Annotated in this window: 20 protein-coding genes; 10 read left to right on the top strand and 10 right to left on the bottom strand. The window is 73.7% G+C overall.

Annotation, left to right across the window (positions count from 1 at the left end; translation table 11 throughout):
* The first annotated feature begins 172 nt into the window (after nucleotides 1-172).
* Nucleotides 173-2,470, top strand: coding sequence for an ATP-binding protein (locus tag Amac_RS25530; protein ID WP_155356925.1), 2,298 nt, complete (start codon nucleotides 173-175; stop codon nucleotides 2,468-2,470).
* Here the strand turns inward: Amac_RS25530 and Amac_RS25525 are convergent, their stop codons facing one another.
* The 5 genes from Amac_RS25525 to Amac_RS25505 all read right to left on the bottom strand — a co-directional run bounded on the left by Amac_RS25525 (nucleotide 2,471) and on the right by Amac_RS25505 (nucleotide 6,920).
* Complete coding sequence (locus tag Amac_RS25525; protein ID WP_155356924.1) at nucleotides 2,471-3,481, bottom strand: phosphotriesterase family protein; 1,011 nt, start codon at nucleotides 3,479-3,481, stop codon at nucleotides 2,471-2,473. It abuts the gene before it with no gap.
* The gene (locus Amac_RS25520; RefSeq protein ID WP_155356923.1) at nucleotides 3,478-4,539 is read right to left on the bottom strand and encodes an ABC transporter ATP-binding protein; all 1,062 of its coding nucleotides are present in this window, start codon (nucleotides 4,537-4,539) and stop codon (nucleotides 3,478-3,480) included. Before Amac_RS25520 ends, Amac_RS25525 begins: the two co-directional genes overlap by 4 nt.
* Complete coding sequence (locus tag Amac_RS25515; RefSeq protein WP_155356922.1) at nucleotides 4,536-5,378, bottom strand: ABC transporter permease; 843 nt, start codon at nucleotides 5,376-5,378, stop codon at nucleotides 4,536-4,538. Before Amac_RS25515 ends, Amac_RS25520 begins: the two co-directional genes overlap by 4 nt.
* 4 nt (nucleotides 5,379-5,382) lie before the next feature.
* Nucleotides 5,383-6,270: an ABC transporter permease gene (locus tag Amac_RS25510; protein ID WP_155356921.1), complete on the bottom strand. Its 888-nt coding sequence runs from the start codon at nucleotides 6,268-6,270 to the stop codon at nucleotides 5,383-5,385.
* Between the two features lie 152 nt (nucleotides 6,271-6,422).
* Nucleotides 6,423-6,920: a RidA family protein gene (locus Amac_RS25505; RefSeq protein ID WP_170322638.1), complete on the bottom strand. Its 498-nt coding sequence runs from the start codon at nucleotides 6,918-6,920 to the stop codon at nucleotides 6,423-6,425.
* Nucleotides 6,921-7,050: 130 nt separating this feature from the next.
* Here Amac_RS25505 and Amac_RS25500 point away from each other — a divergent pair, with 130 nt between their 5' ends.
* Nucleotides 7,051-8,079: a phosphotriesterase family protein gene (locus Amac_RS25500; RefSeq protein ID WP_155356919.1), complete on the top strand. Its 1,029-nt coding sequence runs from the start codon at nucleotides 7,051-7,053 to the stop codon at nucleotides 8,077-8,079.
* A gap of 10 nt (nucleotides 8,080-8,089) precedes the next feature.
* Here Amac_RS25500 and Amac_RS25495 read toward each other — a convergent pair whose 3' ends face one another.
* The 4 genes from Amac_RS25495 to Amac_RS25480 are packed head-to-tail and all read right to left on the bottom strand — an operon-like array spanning nucleotide 8,090 to nucleotide 11,613.
* Complete coding sequence (locus Amac_RS25495; RefSeq protein ID WP_155356918.1) at nucleotides 8,090-9,529, bottom strand: amidase; 1,440 nt, start codon at nucleotides 9,527-9,529, stop codon at nucleotides 8,090-8,092.
* Between the two features lies 1 nt (nucleotide 9,530).
* Nucleotides 9,531-9,725, bottom strand: coding sequence for a hypothetical protein (locus Amac_RS25490; protein WP_155356917.1), 195 nt, complete (start codon nucleotides 9,723-9,725; stop codon nucleotides 9,531-9,533).
* Nucleotides 9,722-9,931, bottom strand: a complete 210-nt coding sequence (locus Amac_RS25485) for a hypothetical protein (protein WP_155356916.1) — start codon at nucleotides 9,929-9,931, stop codon at nucleotides 9,722-9,724. The genes Amac_RS25490 and Amac_RS25485 overlap by 4 nt, the downstream gene beginning before the upstream one ends.
* Entirely contained in the window at nucleotides 9,928-11,613 is a 1,686-nt protein-coding gene (locus Amac_RS25480) for a gamma-glutamyltransferase (RefSeq protein ID WP_155356915.1), read from the bottom strand. Before Amac_RS25480 ends, Amac_RS25485 begins: the two co-directional genes overlap by 4 nt.
* A gap of 139 nt (nucleotides 11,614-11,752) precedes the next feature.
* Here Amac_RS25480 and Amac_RS25475 point away from each other — a divergent pair, with 139 nt between their 5' ends.
* Nucleotides 11,753-13,009, top strand: coding sequence for an MFS transporter (locus Amac_RS25475; protein ID WP_155356914.1), 1,257 nt, complete (start codon nucleotides 11,753-11,755; stop codon nucleotides 13,007-13,009).
* Here Amac_RS25475 and Amac_RS25470 read toward each other — a convergent pair.
* Nucleotides 13,006-13,614: a cysteine hydrolase family protein gene (locus Amac_RS25470; RefSeq protein ID WP_155356913.1), complete on the bottom strand. Its 609-nt coding sequence runs from the start codon at nucleotides 13,612-13,614 to the stop codon at nucleotides 13,006-13,008. The two genes, Amac_RS25475 and Amac_RS25470, sit on opposite strands and share 4 nt — an antisense overlap.
* An 89-nt stretch (nucleotides 13,615-13,703) precedes the next feature.
* Here Amac_RS25470 and Amac_RS25465 point away from each other — a divergent pair, with 89 nt between their 5' ends.
* From Amac_RS25465 to Amac_RS25435, 7 genes are all read left to right on the top strand, one after another.
* Nucleotides 13,704-14,036 (top strand): N,N-dimethylformamidase alpha subunit family protein, encoded by a 333-nt coding sequence (locus tag Amac_RS25465; RefSeq protein WP_155356912.1) that lies wholly within the window; start codon nucleotides 13,704-13,706, stop codon nucleotides 14,034-14,036.
* Nucleotides 14,033-16,267 (top strand): N,N-dimethylformamidase beta subunit family domain-containing protein, encoded by a 2,235-nt coding sequence (locus Amac_RS25460; RefSeq protein WP_155356911.1) that lies wholly within the window; start codon nucleotides 14,033-14,035, stop codon nucleotides 16,265-16,267. Before Amac_RS25465 ends, Amac_RS25460 begins: the two co-directional genes overlap by 4 nt.
* A 136-nt stretch (nucleotides 16,268-16,403) precedes the next feature.
* Entirely contained in the window at nucleotides 16,404-17,540 is a 1,137-nt protein-coding gene (locus Amac_RS25455; protein ID WP_155356910.1) for an extracellular solute-binding protein, read from the top strand.
* Nucleotides 17,530-19,155 (top strand): amidohydrolase, encoded by a 1,626-nt coding sequence (locus Amac_RS25450; RefSeq protein ID WP_155356909.1) that lies wholly within the window; start codon nucleotides 17,530-17,532, stop codon nucleotides 19,153-19,155. The genes Amac_RS25455 and Amac_RS25450 overlap by 11 nt, the downstream gene beginning before the upstream one ends.
* Nucleotides 19,156-19,165: 10 nt before the next feature.
* The gene (locus Amac_RS25445; protein ID WP_155356908.1) at nucleotides 19,166-20,185 is read left to right on the top strand and encodes a phosphotriesterase family protein; all 1,020 of its coding nucleotides are present in this window, start codon (nucleotides 19,166-19,168) and stop codon (nucleotides 20,183-20,185) included.
* Nucleotides 20,186-20,296: 111 nt separating this feature from the next.
* Nucleotides 20,297-21,772: an aldehyde dehydrogenase family protein gene (locus Amac_RS25440; RefSeq protein WP_174900224.1), complete on the top strand. Its 1,476-nt coding sequence runs from the start codon at nucleotides 20,297-20,299 to the stop codon at nucleotides 21,770-21,772.
* Nucleotides 21,769-24,156: an FAD-dependent oxidoreductase gene (locus Amac_RS25435; protein WP_155356907.1), complete on the top strand. Its 2,388-nt coding sequence runs from the start codon at nucleotides 21,769-21,771 to the stop codon at nucleotides 24,154-24,156. The genes Amac_RS25440 and Amac_RS25435 overlap by 4 nt, the downstream gene beginning before the upstream one ends.
* Nucleotides 24,157-24,168: the final 12 nt, after the last annotated feature.

Raw genomic sequence — 24,168 nt, 5'->3', positions numbered from 1 at the left:
ACATCATGAACGTCTTGATCGCGGCTCCAGTTCTGCATGCCCGCGACTTTAATACGACGGCCAACCGGACCAAGCTGTCGAAATCAACAGAATATTTAACAGTTTTGGGCAGAAGCATTGGAATTGGGTGCGCACAGTGGTATAGGTGGCAACTCTCAGGGGGAAACCGTCAATGGCGGCTGTCGACGAAGCAGACATCGCCGTTGCTCGTGAGCGCTTCTTCGCCGACGAAACCGTTGAGAGTGGCGTGCGCAAACGGGTGCTGACGTCATGGCAGCGGTGCCGGAGCCTGGGCCTTTCCCCTGAGCGCGCGCCCTACGTGTACCACCGGGACGTCGACATGGACGGCAGGCTCGTCCGCGCCGCCCGGCCCGTGCTCGATCAGCTCGAATCCCAGCTCTCCGGCGTCAAGGTCAGCGCGCTCCTCTTCGACGAGAAGGCGAGGATCCTGCAGCGCCGCGCCGGGGAACCGGAAATCCTCAGATTGCTCGACGACCTCCCGGCCCTGCCCGGCTTCGGGTGCTCCGAGCAGATCATCGGCACCAACGGCACCGGCACCGCGCTGGTCGAGCGTCGTCCGGCCCTCATCCGGGGGCGGGAGCATTTCGCGGAATCCCTGCGGCTGCTGGCGTGCGCCGGTGCCCCCATTCGCGACCCGATCAGCGGCCGCATCATGGGCGTACTGGATCTGACGTGCCTGGACCGGGACGCCGACCCGGCGATGCTCGGCCTGGTCACGGAGGCGGCGGTCCGCATCGAACGACGCCTGTTCGAACAGACGTCCGAACGGGAGCGTGCGCTGCTGCGGGCGTTCCTCGACGCCACGCATCGGGCGGGTGTCGTACCCGTCGACCTGCTGCCCACGCACGATCGGCTGCGCCTGCTGGAGAAGGCCACGGAGTTGATCTCCATCGGCCATGTGGGCGTGGCGATGGTGCAGCTGTCGGGGGGCCGGGCCGCCACGCTGCGCAGCCGTTCCGTCGACGATCTCGCCGGGGCGAGCGGCATCGCCGTGGAGGCCGTCATCGACGGCAGCCCGGCCGGGCACGTGGCGTCCGGCGAGCCCAGAGCCGGGTCGTCGGCGCTGATCGGCCGGTCGGCACCCGCTGCCGTGCTGAAAGCAGCCACTCCCACCGTCTGCGCCCCCCTGGCCGCTACCGAGGGGTGGCTGCTGGCCGTGAGCGAGCCGGGCATCGGGCGGCTGGCCTTGCAGGCACGGGAACGGCTCGGCCTGCTGTGCGAGGCCGGGGCGCGGATCGGCACCACCCTGGAGGTGACCAGGACCGCCGAGGAACTCACCGAGATCGCGGTCCCGCGGTTCGCCGACTACGCCGCCGTCGACGTGCCCGCCTGGGTGCTGCGCGGCCGCGAGCCGTCCGCCCAGGGCGCCGGGCTGTTCCGCATCGCCCTGGCCGCCGTCCGGCCGGGGTCCTACCTGTACGGGATCGGCGCGCTCATCCACCCGCTGCCGTCCACCCCGCACGCGCGCTGCCTGGCCACCGGGCAGCCGGTGCTCGAACCGGCGCTGGAAACCGTGTTCGGCTGGATGGCACAGGATCCCGAGCGCGGCCAGAAGGTGTGCGGGCAGGGCGTGCACTCGCTCCTCGCGGTGCCGATGCAGGCCCGCGGCGTCACCCTCGGGGTGGTCAGCTTCTACCGCGCCCAGCACACCGGCGCGTTCGAGGACGACGACGTGACCTTGGCCGCCGAACTGGTCAGCCGCGCGGCGGTGTGCATGGACAACGCCCGCCGCTACACCCGCGAGCACACGATGTCGCTGGAGCTGGAACGCGCCGCCGAGTCGTTGAAGCAGTCGCTGGAGAGCCAGCGGCGCTTCACCACCGACGCCTCCCACGAACTGCGCACCCCCCTGGCCGGGCTACGCGCCCAGCTGGAGGAAGCCCAGCTCCATCCCGGCGAGACTGACCTGGGCGAGCTGCTCGTGCACGCGCTGGGGGATGTGGACCGGTTGCAGGCCCTCGTCACCGACCTGCTCCTGCTGGCCAAGATCGGGGTCATGCCGGCCAGCGCGCTGGAGCGCATCGACCTGGCCCGGCTGGCCGAGACCGAGACCGCCCGCCGCACCGGCGACGGCCATCCCACCCGGCTGGACCTGCGGGATGGGGTGATGGTCGACGCCGTACCCATCCAGATCGTCCGCCTGCTGCACAACCTGCTCGACAACGCCCACCGCCACGCCGCCAGCGGCGTCACCGTGGCCGTCCAGCGCGCCGGCGACCGGGCCGAACTCACCGTCACCGACGACGGCCCAGGGGTGCCGGAGGCCGAACGCGACCATATCTTCGAGCGCTTCGCCCGCCTGGACACGGCCCGCAGCCGCAACCAAGGCGGTTCCGGCCTCGGCCTGGCCATCTCCCGGGACATCGCCCACGCCCACCACGGCACCCTCCACGTCGAAGCGGCGCCCGCACACGGCGCCCGCTTCGTGCTCCGCCTCCCGCTGTCCTAGTCAGGATCGGTCGAGCAGCCGGGCGGGCTCCCGTACCGTCATGGCGGCGATCGTCTCCGCCGGGACGCCGCGGCGGGCGAGTTCGGGCACCATCCGGCCGAGCGGATGGGCCAGCCCGCCGCCGCCGTAGCGGGTGAGCTGGATCTTGGTCCAGGTGGATCCGCCGATCACCCACCGGGACGCCGGGTACGCGTCGAGGAAGCGCACGAGGAAGTCCAGCCGTTCCCGGTCCGATGGATTCTCCAGCCGGCCGAGGTGCTGGAATTCGGTGCCGAAGCACATTTCGAGTGTCGCTCCGGCGGCGGACAGCTCGGCGAGGTACGGCGCGTCCAGGAACTCGTCGCAGTTGGTGAAGAGCACCTTGTCCGCCGCCGTCCCCTGCCCGGTGAGGAGTTCGACGACGTCGACTCCGGATCGGCTGACCGGGTCGAGCCGGACGGTGACGGCGGCGCCGGTCCTGGCCGCCGCCCGGGCCGCGGCGCGGAGCCGGGCGCGTTCGACGCCGGTGACGGTGCCGGTGGTGCCCATGATGCCGAGGAGGCCCGCGCGGTAGCCGGTGCCCGGGACGTGGTCCTCCAGGGCGCCGGTCAGGTGTTCCTCGAGCGCGGTCTCGTCGAGCGCCGCGGCCCATCCGGGCAGCACCGAGGACAGGTAGATCCCGTACGCGGCCACGACGTGGACCCCCGAGCGGCGGGCGAGCTCCGGCAGGCGGTCGTGCCCGGGTCCCAGGCCGACGCTGGTGGCCTCGACGACGGTGCCGACACCGGCGGCGCGGGCCAGGACGAGCTCCTCGACCGCGGTGTCCGCGCAGTCCAGCCGCAGGTTGTCGGCCAGGGCGAGCGCGTTCCAGCGCAGGTAGCCGAGCACCTCCGGGCGTACGTCCGCGTGCACCGGCGCCGGCTCGGCCACCCCGTCCCGGCGCAGGCCGCTCGCGTCCAGGAGCAGATGCTCGTGCATGTCGACCGGGCCGAGCGCTTCGGCGGGAACGGGCCCGAGCACTGTCTCGATCACGCGACGACCAGTTCCTGCGCGTCGTCCGCCGTCGCGGCGATGACGTGCACCCGGTCGGGGTGGGCGCAGCCGAGCCGGACCCGGGTGCCGTCCAGGAGGGTGGCGGCGTCCGTCTGCGGGGGCAGCGAGCACACGACGCGCCGGCCGGTGTCGCTTTCGACCTCGAGCCGGAACCGCGAGCCCTGGAAGCTGAGCAGCCGTACCACCCCGGAGACCGACCACGCGCCGGCCGGTTCCGTGCCGGTCAGGACCCGCAGGTCTTCGGGGCGGATGACGGCGGTGCCGGTGCGGCCGTCGGTGACGCCGTCCGGGAGTAGCTCGCCGCCGCGCGCGGGGAACAGGTTGGCCTCGCCGACGAAGCGGGCGACGTACTCGGTGGCCGGTTTGCGGTAGATGTTCTCCGGCGTGTCGATCTGGACGAAACGGCCGTCCCGCATCACGGCCACCCGGTCCGACATGGTCATCGCCTCGGCCTGGTCGTGGGTGACCGAGACCGTGGTGATGCCCACCTGCCGCTGGATGCGGGTCACCTCCACCTGCATCTGCTCGCGGAGCTGCTTGTCGAGCGCGGCCATCGGCTCGTCGAGCAGGAGGATGCCGGGGCTGGCGGCGAGGGCGCGGGCCAGCGCGACGCGCTGCCGCTGGCCGCCCGAGAGCTGGGCGGGCCGCCGGTCGATCAGCTCGCCGAGCTGGACCAGTTCGAGCATCTCGCGGGCGACCCTGGCCCGTTCCGCGGCGGGGCGGCGGGCGGCGCGCAGCGGGAAGGCGACGTTCTCGCCGACCGTCATGTGCGGGAAGAGCGCGTAGGACTGGAAGACGACTCCGACGCCGCGTTTGCGCGGCGGGCGTTTCTCCACGTTGGTCCCGTCGAACGCGACGTGGCCCCGGTCGATGCCCTGCAGGCCGGCGATGACGTTGAGCAGCGTCGACTTGCCGCTGCCGCTCGCGCCGAGCAGGGTGACGAACTCGCCGGGCCGGGCGTCGAGGCTGACGCCTTTGAGCACGTGGTTCTGGCCGAGGGTGACGTGAACGTCCTGGACGGAGAGCGCGACGGTCATGCCGATGCCTTTCGCCGGAGCCGTGCGGCTCGGTTGCGCCGGTTGGAGACGAGCTGGGCGCCGCCGAGGACGACGATGGCCAGCAGCGAGACCATCGTCGAGGCCGCGGTGAGCTCGGGGGAGAACGCCTCCTGGGAGGCCGTGAACATCTTCAGGGGCAGGGTCTGGGTGCCCGGGGGCAGGAGCAGCACGGAGAGGACGACCTCGTCGAACACGACGGTGAAGGCGAACAGGGTGCCGCCGAGGATGCTGGGCAGCAGCGGCGGCAGCTCGATCCGCCAGAGGATCATGGGCCAGGACGCGCCGAGGGTGCTCGCCGCCGGCCGCAGCGACGGATCGCCGCCCGCGAGCGCGCTCGACACCAGCGCGAACACGTACGGCACCGCGAGCAGGGTCTCCCCGAGCACCAGGCTGACCAGGGTGTCGTCGAGGAACGGCAGCTGCCGGTCGACCGACCAGAGCCCGACCGCGTACGCGATGGGGGGCAGCGCGATCGGCGCGATGAACAGGGTGCGCACCCACCGCTGGAGCGCGCGGGAGCGGACCCGGGTGAGGCCGAGCGCGCCGAGGGTGCCGAGCACCACGGCGGCCGCCGTGGCGATCACCGCCACCACGATCGACAGCCAGAACGAGTTCAGCCACTGGCGGTCGGTGAGCACCGTCTCGTACCACTGGAGGGAGAACCCGGTCGGCGGGAAGAGGATGAACGAGCCGGACGTCCACGAGGTGGCGACGACCACCAGGAACGGGACGAAGAACAGCAGGCTCGCCAGCAGCCCGACGGCGATGACAGGCGCCCGGTACCAGCCGATGGCGCGGAGCAGCGAACGGTCGGTCATCGGGTCAGCCCCACTTCTCGCTGACCTTGAACAGGCGGTCGGCGACCAGGTAGATCGCGATGGTGCCGCCGACCAGCAGGATGCTCATCGCGGCGCCGAGGTCGGGGCGGCCGGCGGTGCGCAGCTGGCCGGAGATGATGCCCGAGACGGTCATGTTGGTAGGGCCGCCGAGCAGCAGCGGGGTGACGTAGAAGCCGAGCGCCATGACGAAGACGAGGACGCCGCCGCTGATCATCGCGGGGGTGATGGCGGGGCGGATCACGGCGCGGAAGGTGAGCAGCGGTCCTGAGCCGAAGACCGCGGCGGCGTTGAGCTGCTCGCGGTCGATGGCGGCGAGGGCGGAGGCGATGGGGAGCACGGCGAACGGCAGCATCACCGCGACCATCGCGGGATACATGGCGAGGGCCGTCTGGTAGACCCCGAGCGGCTCGTCCATCAGCCCGAGCAGGTCGCCGAGCCAGAAGATCGCGCCGCGCGGCAGTTCGAGCAGCATCCAGCCGAAGGTCCTGACCATGATCGAGGTCCACAGCGAGAGCAGCAGCGCCGCGACGAGCAGAAACTTCAGCCAGCCCGGTGAGACGGCGACGGCGGTCGCGTAGACGGTGCCGAGCAGGACGGTCAGCGCGGTGACGACGAGCGCCATCACCACGGTCCGGGCCAGCGAGTCCAGGAAGACGGGCATCGTCAGGGCGGCGGCGAAGCTGTTGTCCCCGGTCTCGTTGTCGAGGGCCCGGATGACCAGGGCGGCCAGCGGCACCCCGAGGGCGACCACGAAGAAGGCCAGCGGCGGCCAGAGCAGCCAGCGGGCCTCCGCGCGGTTACGCCCCGGTTCGTGCCGGTCTGCCGGGGCGGCACGCTCCGGGGGAGCGAGTTCGCCGGTCGTGGTGCTCACCGCGACCCGCCGGGCGTCGCGTGTGATCGCTTGCGGGGTGGGGTCACTACGCGTTCTCCTTCGCGAGTCACGATGATTGGGGATCCAAAAACATGGATGTCGGATCCGAAGCTACTGGGCGTGCGTATCGGCCGTGTTACAGCTCGGCCTCGTCACACCGCGTCCCGGCTCTCGAAGGTCGGCCACAGTTCGACGGAGTTGCGCCGGGAGAGGCCGGTCACGCCCATGGTGGCACGGGCGGTCGTGCCGATCTCGGGGCCGAACACCTCCAGGAACAGATCGGACATGCCGGCCGCGACCAGGTGGTGCTCCTCGAACTCCGGCACGGCGGCGACGAACACCTGGACCCGGGGGATGGCGGTCACCTCGTCCAGGGAGCCGATGGCGTACCTGACCATGCCGAGGCAGTTGACGGCCGCCTGCCGGGCGGCGGCGTAGCCCTGCTCGACGGTCAGGTCGGCGCCGAGCACGCCCGGATGGAGGCGTTCGCCGTCCCGTGACTCCGCGGTGATCCCGCCGAGCAGGACCAGGCGCCCGGACCGGTGGAACGCCTTCACGTTGCCGTAGCGCCGGCCGTACGGCGGGTCGGCGTAGTCGGGGATGGCGAGCCCGAGCTCGGCCGCCCGCTGCTCTGGGGTCGAATCGGTCACAGCACTCCTCCGAAAGTGGACGGAACCTCTATTATTGGATCCCAAGTTGGCGATTGGGAATCCATAATTCGGACTCTTTGGCAGCCAAGCCCCCGCGCCACCCCATTCTCAGCCCGACCGGAGGTATCGCATGGCTGCGCTCACCAGCGTCAACAGCGTGACGGGGCCGATCGCCCCCGCCGAACTCGGCGTGACCCTGCCGCACGAGCACGTCTTCATCAACATGCTGCGGACCGCCCCCAGGGACGGCCTGCTCAACGTCTGGGAGGAGCAGGAAGCCGAACTGCGCCGATACGCCGACGCCGGCGGGACCACCATCCTCGACGTCACCAACGGCGAGCTGAGCGAACTCGCCGCGCCGCTCTTCTGGGGCGAGGAGGACGGCCCGGCGATCAGCCCGCACCAGGACCCGGTCACCGGCTCGCGGTCGCCCGCCAACGTGCTGGCCACCAAGGCGATGGCCGAGACCGTCGGGCTCACCGTGGTGCTCGGCACCGGCCACTACCACGACAGCTACCTGCACAGACAGTGGTTCGAGAGCACCCCGACCAACCGGCTCGCGGACTTCCTGATCCGCGACCTCGTCGACGAGATCCCGGGCACCGGGGTGCGCGCGGGCTTCCTGGGCGAGATCGCCGCCGACCACGCCTACGTCACCACGGCCGAGGAGCGCTCCTTCCGCGCCGCGGGCCGGGCCGCGCGGGAGACCGGCGTCATGATCAGCACGCACGCGCCGACCCACCCCGTCGGCCTGGCCCAGCTCGACATCCTGACCGAGGAGGGCGTGCCGCCGGAGCGGATCGTCATCGGGCACGCCGACACGGTCAAGCACATCCGCTATTCGCTCGAACTCGCCCGCCGGGGCGTCTTCGTCCAGTACGACTGCCTGATGACCTGCCGGATCGGCGGGCACCTGGTCATGCCGGAGCTGGAGCGGCGCATCTCCTACCTGCTCCAGCTGGTCGACGCCGGACACGAGGACCGGATCCTCCTCTCCCAGGACGTCTGCGCCCGCTCGCACCTGCACATCAAGGGCGGCCCCGGCTACGCCTTCCTGTTCACCGACTTCTTCCCGCTGGCCGTGGCACGCGGCCTCGACCCCGGCCTGATCCGCAAGTTCACCGTGGACAATCCCCGGCGGGCGCTGTTCGGCGGCTGACTTCGCGGGTTCAGCCGGGAATAGCGGCCGGCGCCCTGCCGACGAGGCCGAGCGCCGTCTCGATAGCCGCGCCCATCGCCAGGAGCCGGGCGTCGCCGCGCGACGGGCCGACCACCTGGAGGCCCACGGGCAGCCCTCCCTCGGTGAAGCCGCCCGGGGTGACGAGGGCGGGATGGCCGGTCGCCGTGATCCGGTTCGCGACCAGCTGCCAGCGGAAGTAGCGGTCGAAGCGCACCCCGTCGATCTCGGGCACCCACTCCAGCTCCGCGGGGGGAGGGGGCACCGGGGTCGCGGGCAGCACCAGCGCGTCCACGTCCGCCAGCAGGCGGGCGGTGTCCCGGAACAGGTCGGTACGGCGGGCGAACGCCTCGGCGAGAGCGCGCGCGCTGGTCGCGCGGCCCTGCTCCACGTTGCGCAGGAAGTCCTCGCGGTAGTTCCCGGCCTCGGACAGCGCGTCGACCCGCTCGTGGCCGTAGGAGAAGAACTCGAACATCTCGATCGTCTCCCAGGCCCGGTCGGCGTGGGAGAAGTCCGGTTCGCGGTCCACGACGGCCGCGCCGGCGGACTCGAGGGCGGCTCGGGCCCGCGCGTGCGCGGCGCGGATCTCCGGGTCGATCGGCAGACCGCCGACGTCGGCGCTCCAGGCCAGCCGGAGCCCGCGCAGGTCGAGCTCGTCCAGCCGGGCCAGGCCGTACGGATCCTGGATCCACGACAGCGGCCACCGGGGGTCGTGCCCCGCGATCCCGCTCAGCAGCAGGGCCGCGTCGGCCGAGTCGCGGGCCATCGGGCCGAGCACCCCGTGCGGGCTCCAGGCGTTGCCGGGACGGCCGCTCGGCACCGCCCCCGGGGTCGGGCGCAGGCCGACCACGTTGCAGAACGCCGCCGGGTAGCGGATGCTGCCGCCGCTGTCGGAGCCGTCCGCGATCGGCAGCATCCCGCTGGCCACGGCCGCCGCGGCCCCGCCGCTGCTGCCCCCGGCGTGCCGGGTGAGGTCCCACGGGTTGCGGGTGATGCCGAACACCGGGTTGAAGGTCAGGGTGCCGAGGCCCATCTCAGGGGTGTTGGTCTTGCCGATGATGAGCGCCCCGGCGCCGCGGAGGCGTTCGGCGAGGACGCTGTCGTGTTCCGCGGGCGGGGCGTCCGCGTGGACGGCGGAGCCATGGACGGTCGGCAGGCCGGCCACGTCGACGAGGTCCTTCACCGCGGTGGGCAGCCCGTGCAGCGGGCCCAGCTCGTCCCCACGGGCGACCGCGCGGTCCGCCTCTTCGGCCATCGCCAGCGCCGTCCCCCGTGGCAGCGGCGAGACGATCGCGTTGAGTGAATCGTTGAGCTGGTCGATGCGGTCGAGGTGGGCGCGCATCACCTCCACGGCGGAGACGCGCCGCTCCCTGATGGCCGCCGCGAGGGCGCGGGCCGGCCAGCGGTGGAGCGCGTCGGAGGAAGTGGTCATGTCATGACTCCCGGTAGACGGTCCAGCCGCCGACGTAGGTGCGGAGCACGCGTACCGAACGCAACTCGTCGGCGGGGAGGGTGGTGGGGCCGCGGCCGACGGCGATCCAGCAGGCCCGCACGCAGGACGCCGCGGGGGACAGGGGATCCGTCGTGACTAGGTGCCCGGCCACGATCACCGGCGGCTGGGCCGTCATCGGCGGTCCTCCCCGAGCAGCTCGCCCGCGCCGTCGGCACGGGGGCCGCTCGCGGCGTCGAGCCGGGTCGTCCCGTCGGGCGCCACCAGGCGGCGGGTGAGCTGGACGTGCCCGGTGATCGCCACGGCCATGGCCTGCGCGACCGGCCGGGCGGGATCCGTCGTGACTAGGTGCCCGGCCACGATCACCGGCGGCTGGGCCGTCATCGGCGGTCCTCCCCGAGCAGCTCGCCCGCGCCGTCGGCACGGGGGTCGCTCGCGGCGTCGAGCCGGGTCGTGCCGTCGGGCGCCACCCGGCGGCGGGTGAGCTGGACGTGCCCGGCGATGTCTTCCGGGCCGGCGCGTTCGTCGACCGGCAGGTCCCTGGATCGCGCCGCGGCGAGTACGGCGGCGAGGCCGGGTTCGGCGACCAGGGTGGTGCGGTCGTGCCCGAGGTCGACGTCGCCGACGACCCAGCGCGGCCGGGCGAGCACATCGGCGGGATCCTGTTCCGGGTCGGCGAGCAGGACGGGGGCGATCTGGGCCAGGATCCACGGCTGGGCGCGCCCGCCCTGGCAGCCGATCGCGAGCACCCCGGCAGGGGAGTCGACGATCAGCGGGCAGAGCGTGTGCGGCGGCCGGGAGCCGGGGGTCAGCCGGGCCGGGCTGGCCGGGTCGAGGCTGAAGGCCGCGCCGCGGTTGTGCAGGACGATGCCGGTCCCGGGTTCGAGCAGGCCCGCGCCGAAGGTCTGGAAGACGCTCTGGATCAGCACCACCGAGAGCCCCGAGTCGTCGCTCGCGGAAACCGCCACGGTGTCCCCTCGGGCGGGTGGCTCGGACCAGGGGGCCGCCGGGCCGGGAGCGTCCGGGGACTGACCGTTCGGGGACTGGAGGTCGAGGGCCAGGATCGCCGGGATGTCCACCGGTGCCGTGCGCGGGTCGCCGAGGTGGCGGACGCGTACCTGGACGGCCCGCAGGCAGGCGTCGAGCAGGGCGGCGTCGGACAGGGCGGCGTCGGACAGGGCGGCGTCGGGTCGGGCGGCGTCGGGTCGGGCGGCGTCGGGTCGGGCGGCGTCGCCGGAGGCCGCGGCCGCCACGCCGAGCAGGAGGGGGCCCGCAGTCGGGGGCGGGGCGGCCCACCAGGTGTCCTGGCCGAGCCGGGTGGCGAGTGCGGGGACGACCTCCGCGTGGTGGGCGGCGAAGTCGGCCGCGGTGTGCAGGCCGCCGGCGGCGCGGAGCCCGGCGACCAGGCGTTCGGCGATCTCGCCGTGGTAGAAGCTCGCCGGGTCGTCGGCGAGGTGCGCGAGCGTGCGGGCGAGGGCGGGCTGGGTGAACCGTGTGCCGGTTGCCGGCAGGTCGCCGTCCGGGGCGAAGAGGGCGCGCAGGCCGGGATCGGCGAGCACGGCCTCGGCCCGGCTGCCGAGCGCGCGCCGCAGCCCGGCCGTGACGGTGGATCCCCGCTCGGCCAGCCCTTGGGCGTACCGGAGCGGATGGCTCAGGGGGAGCCGGGCGCCGAGGCCCGCCAGCGCCTGCCAGCCGGCGACGACACCGGGGACGGTGACGGTGTGCGGGCCCTGGCGCGGCATGGCGGGGCCGGGGAGGACGGCCGGGGTGAGGGCGGCGGGCGCGGCTCCGGCCGACACGACGGCCGAGACGATGGCCGACCCGGGGCCCGAGCCGGCGGCCGACCCGGCCGCCGTCCCCGGGCCGTCCGGTCCTGGCCGGCGGACCAGCGCCACCAGGTCGCCACCGAGCGCGCACTGGTGCGGGTAGACGACGGTCAGGGCGGTGGCGGCGGCGAGGGCGGCGTCGAGCGCGTTGCCGCCTGCGGCCACCGCGTGCCGCCCGGCGGCGACGGCCGCGCGATGTGGGGCTGCGAGGGCGACTTTGGATCCGATCGTCGTACTCATGGATTCAGTATGCGGAGAATCACGCCAGAATTGGATGAACATCTCAAAAATGTGTTGATAATCGACACATGGATACAATCGTCGCGCTTCGCGGCTCCGAGAACGCGTACGAGCCCGATCGGGTCCCGGACCGCCGCGGATGAGGCGGGGTGGCGCACCGCGCTTCGCCACGCCCGCGTTCTGGCTGATCTTCGTTTCGTCCGCGCTCAGCAACGTCGCGTACAGCACCACGGCGCCCGTGCTGCCACGCTACGTGGTGGAGGTGCTCGGCGGCGGACCCGCCCTGGTCGGATCGCTGGTGGGGCTCTCCCCGATCGCGTCGCTCGTGGTCCAGCCGTTCGCCGGCGTGCTGGCCGACCGGTACGGCTACCGCGTGGTCTCGGTGGCCAGCGGCCTGCTCGGCTCCGCCGGCGTGCTGTTCCTGCTCGTGTCGGCCACCGTCCCCGGCGTGGCCGCGGGCCGGGTGCTCTTCGGCGCCGGCGGTTCGGTGATCGCGACGGCGCTGATGGCCTGGGTGCTCGCGATCGTCGCCCCCGAGCGGCGCGGGCAGGCGCTGGGGGTGTTCGGCCTCGGCGTGTGGATCGGGCTCGCCCTCGGCCCCGTGGTCGGCGAGAACACCTTCCATCTCGCCGGGTTCGGCGCGGTGTGGCTGGTCTGCGGGGCGCTGCAGCTGGGTTCCGTGGCCGCCGCCCTGGTCGTCCGCCACCGGGCGGACGGGTTCCCGCCGGAGGAGACCGCGGTGGTGACGGGGGAGAACCTGGCCGGTGGCGCGGCGGGTCCCACCGACGGCGTACCGGGCGCGCCCGGCTGGCGGGTCGCGGTGCGGTCGGTGACGCGGGCCGGGGTGGTCGCGGGCCTGGTCTGGGCGACCGAGGGCGTGCTGCTCACCTACCTGGTGCTGCACCTGGAGTCCCGGGGGATCCGGCCGGACGGCGTGTTCGGCGGGGCGAGCGTGTTCACCGTCTTCGCGGCCTCGGTGGTGCTGGCCCGGCTGGCGGTCGGCGGGCTGCCGGACCGGATCGGCGCCCGGCGGTCGGCGGCGCTGGCGCTGAGCTGCGTGGCCGCGGGTCTGCTGGTGGTCGCGGCGGCGGGGTCGTTCGCGATGGCGGCCGTGGGTGCGGTGGTGCTCGGCGCCGGGTTCGCCCCGCTGTTCCCGTCCCTCACCATGATCGCCACAGAGCGGCTGCCGTCGAGCCTGCGTGCCACCGGGCTCGGCTTCTTCAACGCGTACATCGCCGTCGGCCTGGCCGGGGGATCGTTCCTCGGGGGCGTGCTGTCCGGCTGGTGGGGGGAGTGGTCGGCGTTCGTGGCCGCCGCCGCCCTGGCGGTGGCCGGGCTGGGCGTGCTGGCGGCCGAGCCGGGGCACGGCCTGCGTGCCCGGCCTCCTGCCCCTTAGAGTTCCGCAACCGGTTCACGGGCGTCGAGCCACGCCGTCACCTCCTCGCTGGTCACCAGCGCGTCGCGCTGGAGGTACCGGACGGCCTCCAGGGCGGCGTCGTGGGCGCGCTGCGAGGAGCCGCCCACGCAGTCGGTCAGCACCTTGACGTGGTAGTCGTGCTGGTGCGCGTCCACCGCCGTGTAGTGGATGCAGACGTCGGTCAACCCGCCGATCAGCAGCACGGTCTGGGCGCGGTACGCTTTGAGCACGATCTCCAGCTCGGTGCCGAAGAACGCCGAGTAGCGGCGCTTGCGGATCAGGAACTCCTCGGGCCGCGGCCGGATGTGCGGCGCCAGCTCGGTCTCCGGCCAGCCCTCGACGCAGTGTGGCCCCTCCACGCCGTCCAGCTCGCGCCCGATGTCGACCAGTGACGGCTTGTGGACCTCCTGGATGAAGACGACGGGGACACCCTTGGCGCGGCAGTCGCCGATCAGGTTCTCGACCCGCGCGACACGTTCGGACCGGCCGCCCATGTGCGGGATCTCGGTGCGGGACTCCGCCTCGGGCACCCCGCCGCCCTGGATGTCGACCACGATGAGGACGGCGTTTCCGATGATCTCCATGCTCCGGCTCCTTGGGGGTCAGACGTCAGATCTGGATCCTAAATCATCTTGCTAGGATCCAGAATGTTCATTTCTTGAGGGGAGCCGGCATGGGCCTGAGCATCCAGGACGAGTTCATCCGCGGCAACCGGATCCGCGCCCTCGTCACCCCCGCGCTGCTGGCCGAGGCACGCGCCCATCCACCGCGCGGCGGGCAGTCCGCCGCGCTGGTCGAGGTGCTGGACTTCCTGCGCCGCAACCCCGACCCCGAGCTGCCGCGGTACGCGGTGCTGCGCACGCCGGACGGCTTCGCGGTCGTCCGCCGCGCCACGGTCCGCGGCGCGCCCCCGGCCCCGGACGGCGCGGACCGGCACGCCACCCGCCGGGAGGCCGAGCACGCGGTGCTGCTGCGCAGGCTGCGGGACTACGGGCTGCTGCCGTGAGCGGGCGTCCCGGGGTGATGGGGTACACCGACCGGATCTCCTACCGGCCGGGCGACGACGTGACCTGCTACGTGAGCACGCCCGCGGCCGAGTGGAGCGCCCGGCTGGTCCGCCTGCTCGCGCTGTCGATCCCGAGCGCGGGAGTGCGCCGCCGGGTCGCTCCGGTGCCCGGGGTCGCTCCGATCACCCGTCCGGGGGTCGTCCAGGAGACGATCGCAGGCTCGTCCGTACGGGTCGACGGGTTCCCCTCGGCCGGGCCCGACGGGCTGACCGTGGCCGTCGCGGTGATGCCGACCCGGCCGGGCGCGGACGCCCAGGCGGTGCTCGCGCATTGGGACGGCACGGCGGGGTGGACGCTCGGCCTGGCCGCCGACGGGCGGGCCCGGCTCGTGGTGGGCACGGCGGCGGGCGTGGCCGAGCTGGTCGCCGGGGCGCCGCTGGTGTCCGGGTGCTGGTACGAGCTGCGCGCCTCGATCGGCGGCGCCGCGGGAGCGGCCGTCGAGCTGGAGGTCGCCGCGTGCGGCACGTTCGAGGCCGACCGGGTGGTGCTGCCCCGCAGCGCTCCGGCCCGGGCGGAGACCCGGCTGCCCGGGGATCCGCTTCCCCCGCGGGGCGTCCCGCTGCGCTGGGGGCGGCGGGCGGAGAGCGGCGAGGGGGACGAGCGTTACGACGGGCGGGTCGAGAACCCGGTGGTCGTCGGGCGGGCGGGAGCGCGCGGTGACCGTGCCACGCTCGCCGGGCATCCGGACGTCGTCGCCGCCTGGGATCTGGCGGCGGGCATCGGGCCCGGGGGCGTCAGCCGTACCGGTCAGGTCGTGGACGCCGGGCCGTACGGGCGGCACGGGACGGCCGTGCACCACCCGCAGCGCGCGGTGACCGCGTCCGGGTGGACGGGAGACGTCACCGACTTCCGGTTCGCTCCCGCACAGTACGCCGCGATCCACTTCCACCGGGACGACATGACCGACTGCGGCTGGCGGGATCCGGCCGTGCTCCGCCTGCCGTCCGGCCTGCCCAGCGGCGTGTACGCGCTGGAGCTGACCGACACCGACGGCGCCGCCGACACGGTGCCGGTGTTCGTCCGCCCGGCCGGGGACGCGCGGCCGGCCCGGGTGCTGCTCGTCCTGCCCACCAACAGCTACCTCGCCTACGGCAACGACCACGTCGGGGTGGACAGCCCGCGCACCCAGGTGTGGACCCAGCAGGTCCCGGCCCTCGACGACTTCGAGCTCTTCCGGGACGCCCACCGCGAGCTCGGCTACTCCCTGTACGAGGCGCACGCCGACGGCACCGGCGTCTGCTACTCCAGCTGGCGGCGCCCGCTGCTCACGCTGCGCGAACGCGCCTACGACCACAACGCGCCGGTCTGGCAGTTCACCGGGGACATGCAGCTGGTCGACTGGCTCGACCGCTCGGGCATCCCGTTCGACGTCGCCACCGACCGGGACCTGCACCGCGAGGGCGCCGGCCTGCTCGCCGGGTACCCGGTCGTCCTCACCGGGACGCATCCGGAATACCCGACCCTGGAGATGCTGGCCGCCTACGAGGAGTACGCCGCCACCGGCGGGCGGCTCTGCTACCTCGGCGGCAACGGCATGTACTGGGTGACCGGGGTCGATCCGCAGGACGAGCAGGTGATCGAGGTCCGGCGGTGGGGCGGCACCCAGGCCTGGCTGGCCGAGCCCGGCGAGTACCACCTGGGGTTCACCGGCCAGCAGGGCGGCATCTGGCGGTTCCGCGGCCGGGCGCCGCAGAAGACCTTCGGGGTCGGGTTCGTCGCGGCGGGCAATCCGGGCTCGGGGGCGCCGTACCGCCGGGTCGCCCACGACCCCGCCACCGACTGGGTGTTCGACGGCGTCCGCGCCCGGGATTTCGGCGCCGACGGCGTGTCGGGCGGCGCGGCCGGGCTGGAGATCGACTCGGCCGCCCCGCCGCTGGGCACCGCGGCCGAGGCGATCGTGCTCGCGACCTCGGTCGGGCACGACGACGACATGCTGGAGGCCAGGGAGAACTTCAACATGACCAGCCGGGTGCTGGGCGGTGGACGGAATCCGCGGGTCCACGCGGACCTGGTGCTCGTTCCCCGGGCCGGTGGGGGAGCGGTCTTCTCGGCCGGGTCCATCGCGTTCGCGGGGGCGCTCCGCGAGCTCGACGGCGATGTCAGCCGGCTGCTCGGCAACGTCGTCCGCAGGTTCGCCTCGGGGGCCCCGGTACTCGACGAGCCCGGGTGACCGAAATCCGATACCTGTCCTTAACCTACGGATGCATCCTAGGCACTTACATTGGATCCAAGACACCTCAAAGTGAATCCACGATCCTCGAGGTATCTGCGACACCGCAGCGTCCCGACTTGGAGGCTCGAAGCCTATGTCCGCTCCAGCGCCGCTCCGTCCCCTTCCCCCGCGTCCCCTTCCCTCACGGTCCACCCGCCGCCTGTTCTCCGCGGTGGCGCTGTCCCTCACCGCCGCGCTCGCGCTGAGCGCCTGCGGTGGCGGCACCGAGTCCACCACGAGCGCCCCGTCCGGCACGGCCGCCCCGTCCGGCGGACAGAAGCTGTCCGGCAGGATCGTCTGGGCCGACTTCGGCGGCCCCACCAACAAGGCCCGCCAGACGACCTACTTCGACGGGTTCACCGGCGACACCGGGGTGGAGGTGGTCTCCACCGTCGAGGAGGACGCGCTCGCCGACACCATGCTCAACGGCGGCGCGGGCGACTACGACGCCATGCACGTCGGCCTCGACTACGCCTACCGGTACAAGGACAACATCCTCTCCCGGCCCGCCGGCGCCACCCTGGACCAGCAGCTGCCGGAGGACATCAGGGACAAGGCGTGGGGCACCTTCCTGGTCGGCCACGCTCAGGGCTACCTGACCAGCACCTTCCCCAACGGCGGCCCGCAGACCTGGGCCGACTTCTGGGACGTCAAAAAGTTCCCCGGCAAGCGGGCCTGGCCCGGCACCCCCGGCAGCTACGACAGCACCTGCGAGGTCGCGCTGCTCGCCGACGGCGTCGCCGCCGACCAGCTCTACCCGCTCGACCTCGACCGGTGCACCAAGAAGCTGAACGAGCTGCGCCCGAACATGGTCTTCTACAACGCCTACCCGGAGATCCAGCAGCTGATCGCCTCCGGGACCGCCGCGGTCGCCCTCGGCCCGAGCGGCCAGTACGCCGCGCTCCGCAACGGCGGCCAGGACGTCACCGTCTCCTGGAACCAGGCGGTCGTCGCGCCGAACGTGATGGTCACCCCCGCCAAGGCGCCGAACCCGGACAACATCTTCGCGCTCGCGGAGTGGATGAGCGACCCGAAGCGGCAGGCCGAGTTCGCGAAGCTGACCGGCTACGGCCCCGGCAACCCCGACGCGTTCCAGCACATGACCGAGGAGACCCTTGCCAACATCGTCAGCTCCCCCTCCCACGACAAGATCGTCTGGCAGAACTCCCGGGCGCGGGCGGAGCAGCGTGACGCACTCCTCGCCTGGTACACGGGCTGGCTTGCCCAGTAGCCCGGATCCGGCCGGCCCGGCGACCGTGGTCGCCGGGCGCATCCGGACCATGGATCCCGCGCGGCCGCTGGCCGAGGCCATGCTCGTGGTCGGCGACCGGATCGCCGCCACGGGCGACCTGGCCGACGTGCGCGCCCTGGCGGGCGCGCACGTCCCCGTCCACCGGGCGGCCGGGCCCGTGCTCCCCGGCTTCATCGACTCCCACGTCCATGTGCTCACCGCCGGACTCGAACGCCGGCGGCTGACCATCTCGGAGGCGGGGTCGGTGGCCGAGGTGGTCGACCGGATCCGGGACTGGCTCGCGGCCAACCCCGGCCACGACTGGGTCGTGGTGGGGGCCCACTTCCACGAGGAGGATCTCGCCGAGGGCCGGCTGCCCACCGCGGCCGACCTGGACCCGGTCTCCCCGGGGGTCGCCCTCTACCTGGACCGGCGCACCCACGACGCGATCGTGAACAGCGAGGCGATGCGCCGCGCCGGGATCGGCCGCGCCACCCCCGATCCGCCCGGCGGGCGGATCGAGCGGACGCCGGACGGCGAGCCGACCGGCGTCCTGGTCGAGCGCCCGGCCGCGGACCTGGTCTTCTCGCTGATCCCGCCGCCCTCGGCGGCGGAACTGGCGGCCGCCCTGGACGAGGCGCAGCGGCACCTGCACTCGCTGGGCGTCACCGGGGCGAGCGAGCCCGGCCTGTTCCCCCACGAGATGGCCGTCTACCAGGACGCCTGGCGGACCGGACGGCTCACCCTGCGGACCATGGGCATGCCGCTGGCCGACACCGACGTGCCGCCCGGGCGGTTCCTGCGCGGGCTCGGCGGGCTCGGGGTGCGGACGGGGTTCGGCGACGAGCTGTTCAAGCTGGGGCCGCTCAAGGTCTACCTGGACGGCACCGGCGGCTTCGGCACGGCGCTGCTCTCCCGGCCCTGGCCGGGCACCGACGGATACCACGGCAACCAGACCTGCGGGTCGGAGACCTTCGAGGAACTCGTCCGGTTCTGCGCCCGAGAGGGGTGGTCGATGGCGGTGCACGCCGTCGGGGACGAGGCGGTCCGGGTCGCCCTGGCGGCGTTCGAGCGGGCGGACGCGGAGTGGCCCATCCGCGACCTGCGGTTCTCGATCATGCACTGCTACCTCTGGCCGTCGGCGGAGAGCATGGCGCTGGCCGGGCGGCTCGGCGTGCTGCTCTCCACCCAGCCGTCCATGCAGTGGCGGGTGGCGTCCGGGATCGCCGCCCGGTTCGGGGAACCGGCCGCCGGCACGGCGCCGCTGCGGGACTGGCTCGACGCCGGGGTGACGGTGGCGGGCGGCTCCGACGGCCCGGACTTCCCGATGTCGCCGCTGTTCGGCATGTGGCAGGCCAGGACCAGGCGGGTCCGCGGCCTCGACGCCCCGCTCGGGCCCGAGCAGGCGATCACCGCCGAGGAGGCGCTCCGCATGTACACCGTGGACGCCGCCAGGTACTGCTTCGCCGACGGGGAACGCGGGTGGCTCGCGCCGGGCGCGCTCGCCGACTGGGTGGAGCTCGACGCCGATCCGGTGGAGACCGAGGACGAGCGGGCCGGCGACATCCAGGTGCTCAGGACCGTTGTCGGCGGCCAGACCGTATACGCCGGATGACGGGAGAGACATGCCCATTCACACCGTTCTCGGGCCGATCGAGCCCGCCGAGCTCGGGCCGACCTCGATGCACGAGCACCTGCTCAGCGACCTGCGGGTGTGGAGCAGGCCGAGCGCCGAGGAACCCCCGCCCGGGGTGCCGATCGGCCCGGAACTCCTCGGCTACCTGCGGTGGAACGCCTTGTCCATCCCGGAGAACCTGGTGCTGCACGATCCGGACGTGGCGGTGCGGGAGCTGGCGGACGCGCGGGCGGCGGGCGCGAGCGCCGTCGTCGAGCTGACTTTGGAGGGCATGGGGCGGCGGCTCGCCGAACTGCCGGACATCTCCCGCCGCAGCGGCGTGCACGTCTGCGTGGGCGGCGGGTTCTACGTGGAGCAGACCCACCCCGCCCGGGTGCGCGCCGCCGGTGTGGACGGCGTCACCGAGATGCTCCTGGACGAGCTGCGGCACGGCATCGGCGGCACCGGCATCCGCCCGGCGCTGCTCGGTGAGATCGGCACGAGCTGGCCGGTGACCGACGGCGAGTGGAAGGTGCTCCGCGCGGCCGGCCGGGCCGGCGCGGAGACCGGCGCCGCCGTCTACGTCCACCTCTCGTTCCGCGGCAGACCCGCCATCCCGGTGCTGGAGGCGCTGGTCGAGGAGGGGATGGACCCGTCGCGGGTGGTCATCGGCCACCTCGACGAGTACTTCGACCCCGGCTACCACCGGGAGGTCGCGCAGGCCGGGGCGACGCTCGCCTACGACACCTTCGGCTCGGACTTCCTGTACGGCGACCCCGCCCAGCGCAACCCCACCGACGCGGAACGGTTCGAGATGGTGGCCTGGCTGCTCTCCGAGGGTTTCGCGGACCGGCTGGTCATCGGGGCCGACGTGTGGGCGCAGGCCAACCTCAAGCACAACGGCGGGTTCGGCTACGACCACCTGTTCCGGCGGATCGGCCCGGGGATCACCCGGCTGGCGGGCGGGGACCCGAAGGTCGTCGAACGCATCCTCATCGAGAACCCGCGCCGCCTGTTGAACCGGCCGTAACCGTGGTGGGTCATCAAAGGACCCCCTTGGCACAAAAACACGATCAAATCGTATTATTGGATCCAAGCGATGAAAACTAGGATCCCTTTCGGCATTGGGGGCACGACGTACATGAGCACGACCGCAGCCGACGGCAGGTTGGTCCCGCTCCGCGACGAGGAGCCGTTCCTCGTCGGCGGGGTGTGGATTCCCCCGGGCGACCGGGACCGGATCGACGTCGTCGATCCCGCGTCCGGCGCCCTGCTCAGCCGGGTCGCCCAGGCGACCGCCGCCGACGTCGACGCGGCGGTCGCCGCGGCGGCCCAGGCGCACGCCGACGCGCGCTGGCGCGGTCTGCCGCCGCTGGAGCGCACCCGCGTGCTGCACCGGGTGGCCGAGCTGATCGAGGCCGCCGCCGAGGAACTCGCGGTGCTGGAGACCCGGGACAACGGCAAGCCGATCGAGCGGTCCCGGGCCGACGTCGCGGCGGGCGCGCGGACCTTCCGGCACTTCGCGGGCGCCCCCGGGCGGCTGACCGGGGCGGTGATCCCGATCGACGGCAACGGCGCCCCGCACCACGCGTACACGGTGCTGGAACCGGTCGGGGTGGCCGCGCTGATCCTGCCGTGGAACTTCCCGATCATGACCGCCTGCTTCAAGCTGGCCCCGGCCCTGGCCGCGGGCTGCCCGGTCGTGGTGAAGCCCGCCGAGCAGACGCCGCTCACCATGCTCAGGCTCGCCGCTGTCTGCGCCGAGGCGGGGCTGCCCGACGGGGTGCTCAACGTGCTCACCGGCGACGGCGAGGCGGGTGCCGCGCTCGCCGCCCACCCCGGCGTGGCCAAGGTGTCCTTCACCGGGTCGACCGAGGTCGGGCGGCTGGTGATGGCCGCGGCGGCGCCGTCCATCACCCGGCTGACCCTGGAACTCGGCGGCAAGAGCCCGAACATCGTGTTCGCCGACGCCGACCTGGACGCGGCGGTGGTCACCGCGATGCGGGCGTCCTTCGGGCACTCGGGGCAGATGTGCACGGCCGGGAGCCGGTTGCTGGTGCAGGAGTCGATCCTCGGCGAGATGCACGAGCGGCTGGCCGCCGCCGTCGCCAAGGTGCCGGTGGGCGACGGGCTGGCCGGCGGGATCACGGTCGGCCCGCTGGTGTCGGAGGAGCAGCGCGGCCGGGTGCTGTCCTACATCGAGGCGGGGGTGGCTGAGGGCGCCACTCTGGCCTACGGGGGCGGCGTGCCCGACCGGCCCGGATTCTTCGTGGAACCCACCCTCTTCACCGGGGTGCGCAACGACATGCGGATCGCCCGGGAGGAGATCTTCGGCCCGGTGGTCGGGGTCATCCCGTTCGCCGACGAGGCCGACGCGGTCGCCATCGCCAACGACTCCGACTACGGCCTCGCCGCCGGGGTCTGGACCCGCGACGTCGCGCGGGCGCACCGGATGGCCAGGGAACTGCACGTCGGGACGGTGTGGATCAACACCTACAACATCTTCGACCCCGCCCTGCCGTTCGGCGGGGTGCGGGACTCCGGGCTCGGCCGGGACCTGGGCGACGAGGCGCTGCACGGCTTCTGCGAGCGCAAGAGCGTCGTGGTGGCGCTGTGACGACGCAACTCGACGGGGCGGCTCCGGTCGCGGCGGCCACCGGCTCGCTGGTCGCCGCCGCCCGGGCCGCGACCCCCGGGACCGGGCACGCCCGCCATCTCAACGCCGCCGGGGCGGCGCTGCCCAGCGCGGCCGTCCTGGAGACCGTCGTCGACCATCTCCGGCTGGAGGCGCGGATCGGCGGCTACGAGGCCGCCGAGGCGGTCCGCCCGCGGGCCGAGCAGGCGTACGGGCTGGCCGCGCGGCTCATCGGCGGCCGCGCCGAGGACGTGGCCTTCACCGAGAGCGCCACGGTGGCCTGGCACCGCGCCGTCGACGGGCTGCGCCTCGGTCCTGGCGACCGCGTGGTGGCGACCTCGTCGACCTACGTCAGCTCGGCCCTGCACCTGTTCGAGCTGCGCCGCAGGTACGGGGTCGTGGTCGAGGTGATCGGCGCCGACGAGACCGGCGCGGTGGATCTCGGCGCGCTGCGGGCCGCCCTGCGCACGCCCGCCGCCCTGGTCACCGCCGCCCACGTGCCGACGTCGTCCGGGCTGATCGAGCCCGCGGCGGCGATCGGCGAGCTCGCCCGCGCCGCCGGCGTGCCCTACCTGCTCGACGCCACCCAGTCGCTCGGCCAGCTTCCGGTGGACGTCACCGAGATCGGGTGCGCGCTGCTCGTCGGCACCGGCCGCAAGTTCCTCCGCGGGCCGCGCGGCACCGGGCTGCTCTGGCTCGACCCGGTGCTCGGCGCGGAGCTCCGGCCGCCCGCGCCCGACGTGCGGGGCGCCAGCTGGACGGCCGACGACGAGTACGGGCTGGTCCCCGGCGCGCGCCGGTTCGAGACCTGGGAGTACTCGCACGCCCTCCGCCTCGGCCTCACGGCGGCGCTCGAAGAACTCCACGCGACCGGGGCCGACGCGACCCACCGGCACATCGCCGCCCTCGGCGCGGAGCTGCGCGCCGCGCTCGCCGCCGTCCCCGGCGTCCGGGTCGTCGACCCGCCCGCGGCCGGCGGCGGCATCGTGACCTTCGTACGCGACGGCGAGACGCCGGCCAGGACGGCCCGCGCGCTCCGCGTCGCCGGGCTGCACGTGGTCTCGGTCCCGGCCGCGCACGGCCAGTGGGACCTGGGCCGCCGTGGCCTGCCGGGGGTGGTCCGGGCGTCGGTGCACGTCTACAACGACTCCGACGACATCGCCGCCCTGGTCGACGCGCTGTCTCCCCGGGTGTCCCCCAGGAGAGCCGGAGCGCCGCTGCCGGGTGAGCGGCCGGTATCCGCGCCCGCCCTGCTGTCCGAGCACGTGGACACGATCGTGATCGGCGCGGGGGTGCACGGTTCGTCCGCCGCCTGGCAGCTCGCGGCGCGCGGCGATCGTGTCCTCCACCTGGAGCAGTTCGCGGCCGGGCACGGGCGCGGCTCCTCACACGGGCCGACCAGGATGATCCGCCGGGCCTACCCGTCGCCGGTCTGGGACGACCTGGTCGACCGGGCCTACCTGGGCTGGGCGGCGCTGGAGGCGGAGGCCGGGCGCGCCCTGGTCACGCGTACCGGCGGGCTCTACGCCCGGCCGGCGGGCGGGGGAGCGGGCGGGCTGCGCGGGCCGGGCTGCACCCTGGTCGACGGCGCGCGAGCGGCCGAGATCTTCCCCGGTCTCGCGCTGGGGGAGGAGTACGTCGCGGTGCACGACCCCGACGCGGGGGTGATCGACGCCTCGGGCGCGCTGGCGGCCCTGGCCGAACTCGGCCGCGGGCACGGCGTGCGGCGGCACGACGGGACCCCCGTGCTGGACTGGGCCCCGGACGGCGACGGCGTGGTGGTGCGCACCCCGCACGGCCCCGTGCGGGCCGCCCGCCTGGTGGTCTGCGCCGGACCGTGGACCGGGTCGCTGATCCCGGCGTTCGCGGACGTGCTGCGCGTGATCCGGATCGTCAACATCCACGTGGGGTCGTCGGTCACCTCCACGCTCGCGCCGCCCGCCCTGGGCAGCTTCTCCGTGGACGTCCCGGACGTCGGCCTGCTGTACGGCATCCCGGCCATCGGCGGCCGCGCGGTCAAGATCGGCCTGGACCTGGGCCCCGACGACGACCCGGCTACCGTTCCCGGCCCGGTGACCGAGACGGAGCGGGCCACGCTGCGGGCGCTGGCCGCCCGTTTCCTGCCCACCGCCGACGGCGCCGTCGAGGCGGACCTGGCCTGCCGGTACACGATGGCGCCGGGCAACCGGTTCGCGGTCGGCCCGCTGCCGGAGACCCCGCAGGTGCTGGTCGCGGCGGCCTGCTCCGGGCACGGGTTCAAGTTCGGCCCGGCCATCGGGGCGGCGCTGGCCGACCTCGCGTACCGGGTGCCCCGGCCTGACCTGGACTTCCTCGATCCCGCGCGGATGCTGCGCCGGGAGCGGTGACCGATGCCGGTG

The sequence above is a fragment of the Acrocarpospora macrocephala genome, from assembly GCF_009687865.1.
GTDB lineage: Bacteria > Actinomycetota > Actinomycetes > Streptosporangiales > Streptosporangiaceae > Acrocarpospora > Acrocarpospora macrocephala.
This window is presented reverse-complemented; position numbering and strand designations above follow the sequence as displayed.

Excerpts from the sequence above, each read along its gene's own strand:
- Amac_RS25530 (WP_155356925.1), top strand. The coding sequence starts at position 173 with ATGGCGGCTGTCGACGAAGCAGACATCGCCGTTGCTCGTGAGCGCTTC.
- Amac_RS25445 (WP_155356908.1), top strand. The coding sequence starts at position 19,166 with ATGCCCATTCACACCGTTCTCGGGCCGATCGAGCCCGCCGAGCTCGGG.
- Amac_RS25490 (WP_155356917.1), bottom strand. The coding sequence starts at position 9,725 with ATGACGGCCCAGCCGCCGGTGATCGTGGCCGGGCACCTAGTCACGACG.
- Amac_RS25480 (WP_155356915.1), bottom strand. The coding sequence starts at position 11,613 with ATGAGTACGACGATCGGATCCAAAGTCGCCCTCGCAGCCCCACATCGC.
- Amac_RS25520 (WP_155356923.1), bottom strand. The coding sequence starts at position 4,539 with ATGACCGTCGCGCTCTCCGTCCAGGACGTTCACGTCACCCTCGGCCAG.
- Amac_RS25485 (WP_155356916.1), bottom strand. The coding sequence starts at position 9,931 with ATGACGGCCCAGCCGCCGGTGATCGTGGCCGGGCACCTAGTCACGACG.
- Amac_RS25455 (WP_155356910.1), top strand. The coding sequence starts at position 16,404 with ATGTCCGCTCCAGCGCCGCTCCGTCCCCTTCCCCCGCGTCCCCTTCCC.
- Amac_RS25495 (WP_155356918.1), bottom strand. The coding sequence starts at position 9,529 with ATGACCACTTCCTCCGACGCGCTCCACCGCTGGCCGGCCCGCGCCCTC.
- Amac_RS25500 (WP_155356919.1), top strand. The coding sequence starts at position 7,051 with ATGGCTGCGCTCACCAGCGTCAACAGCGTGACGGGGCCGATCGCCCCC.
- Amac_RS25465 (WP_155356912.1), top strand. The coding sequence starts at position 13,704 with ATGGGCCTGAGCATCCAGGACGAGTTCATCCGCGGCAACCGGATCCGC.
- Amac_RS25515 (WP_155356922.1), bottom strand. The coding sequence starts at position 5,378 with ATGACCGACCGTTCGCTGCTCCGCGCCATCGGCTGGTACCGGGCGCCT.
- Amac_RS25470 (WP_155356913.1), bottom strand. The coding sequence starts at position 13,614 with ATGGAGATCATCGGAAACGCCGTCCTCATCGTGGTCGACATCCAGGGC.
- Amac_RS25440 (WP_174900224.1), top strand. The coding sequence starts at position 20,297 with ATGAGCACGACCGCAGCCGACGGCAGGTTGGTCCCGCTCCGCGACGAG.
- Amac_RS25475 (WP_155356914.1), top strand. The coding sequence starts at position 11,753 with ATGAGGCGGGGTGGCGCACCGCGCTTCGCCACGCCCGCGTTCTGGCTG.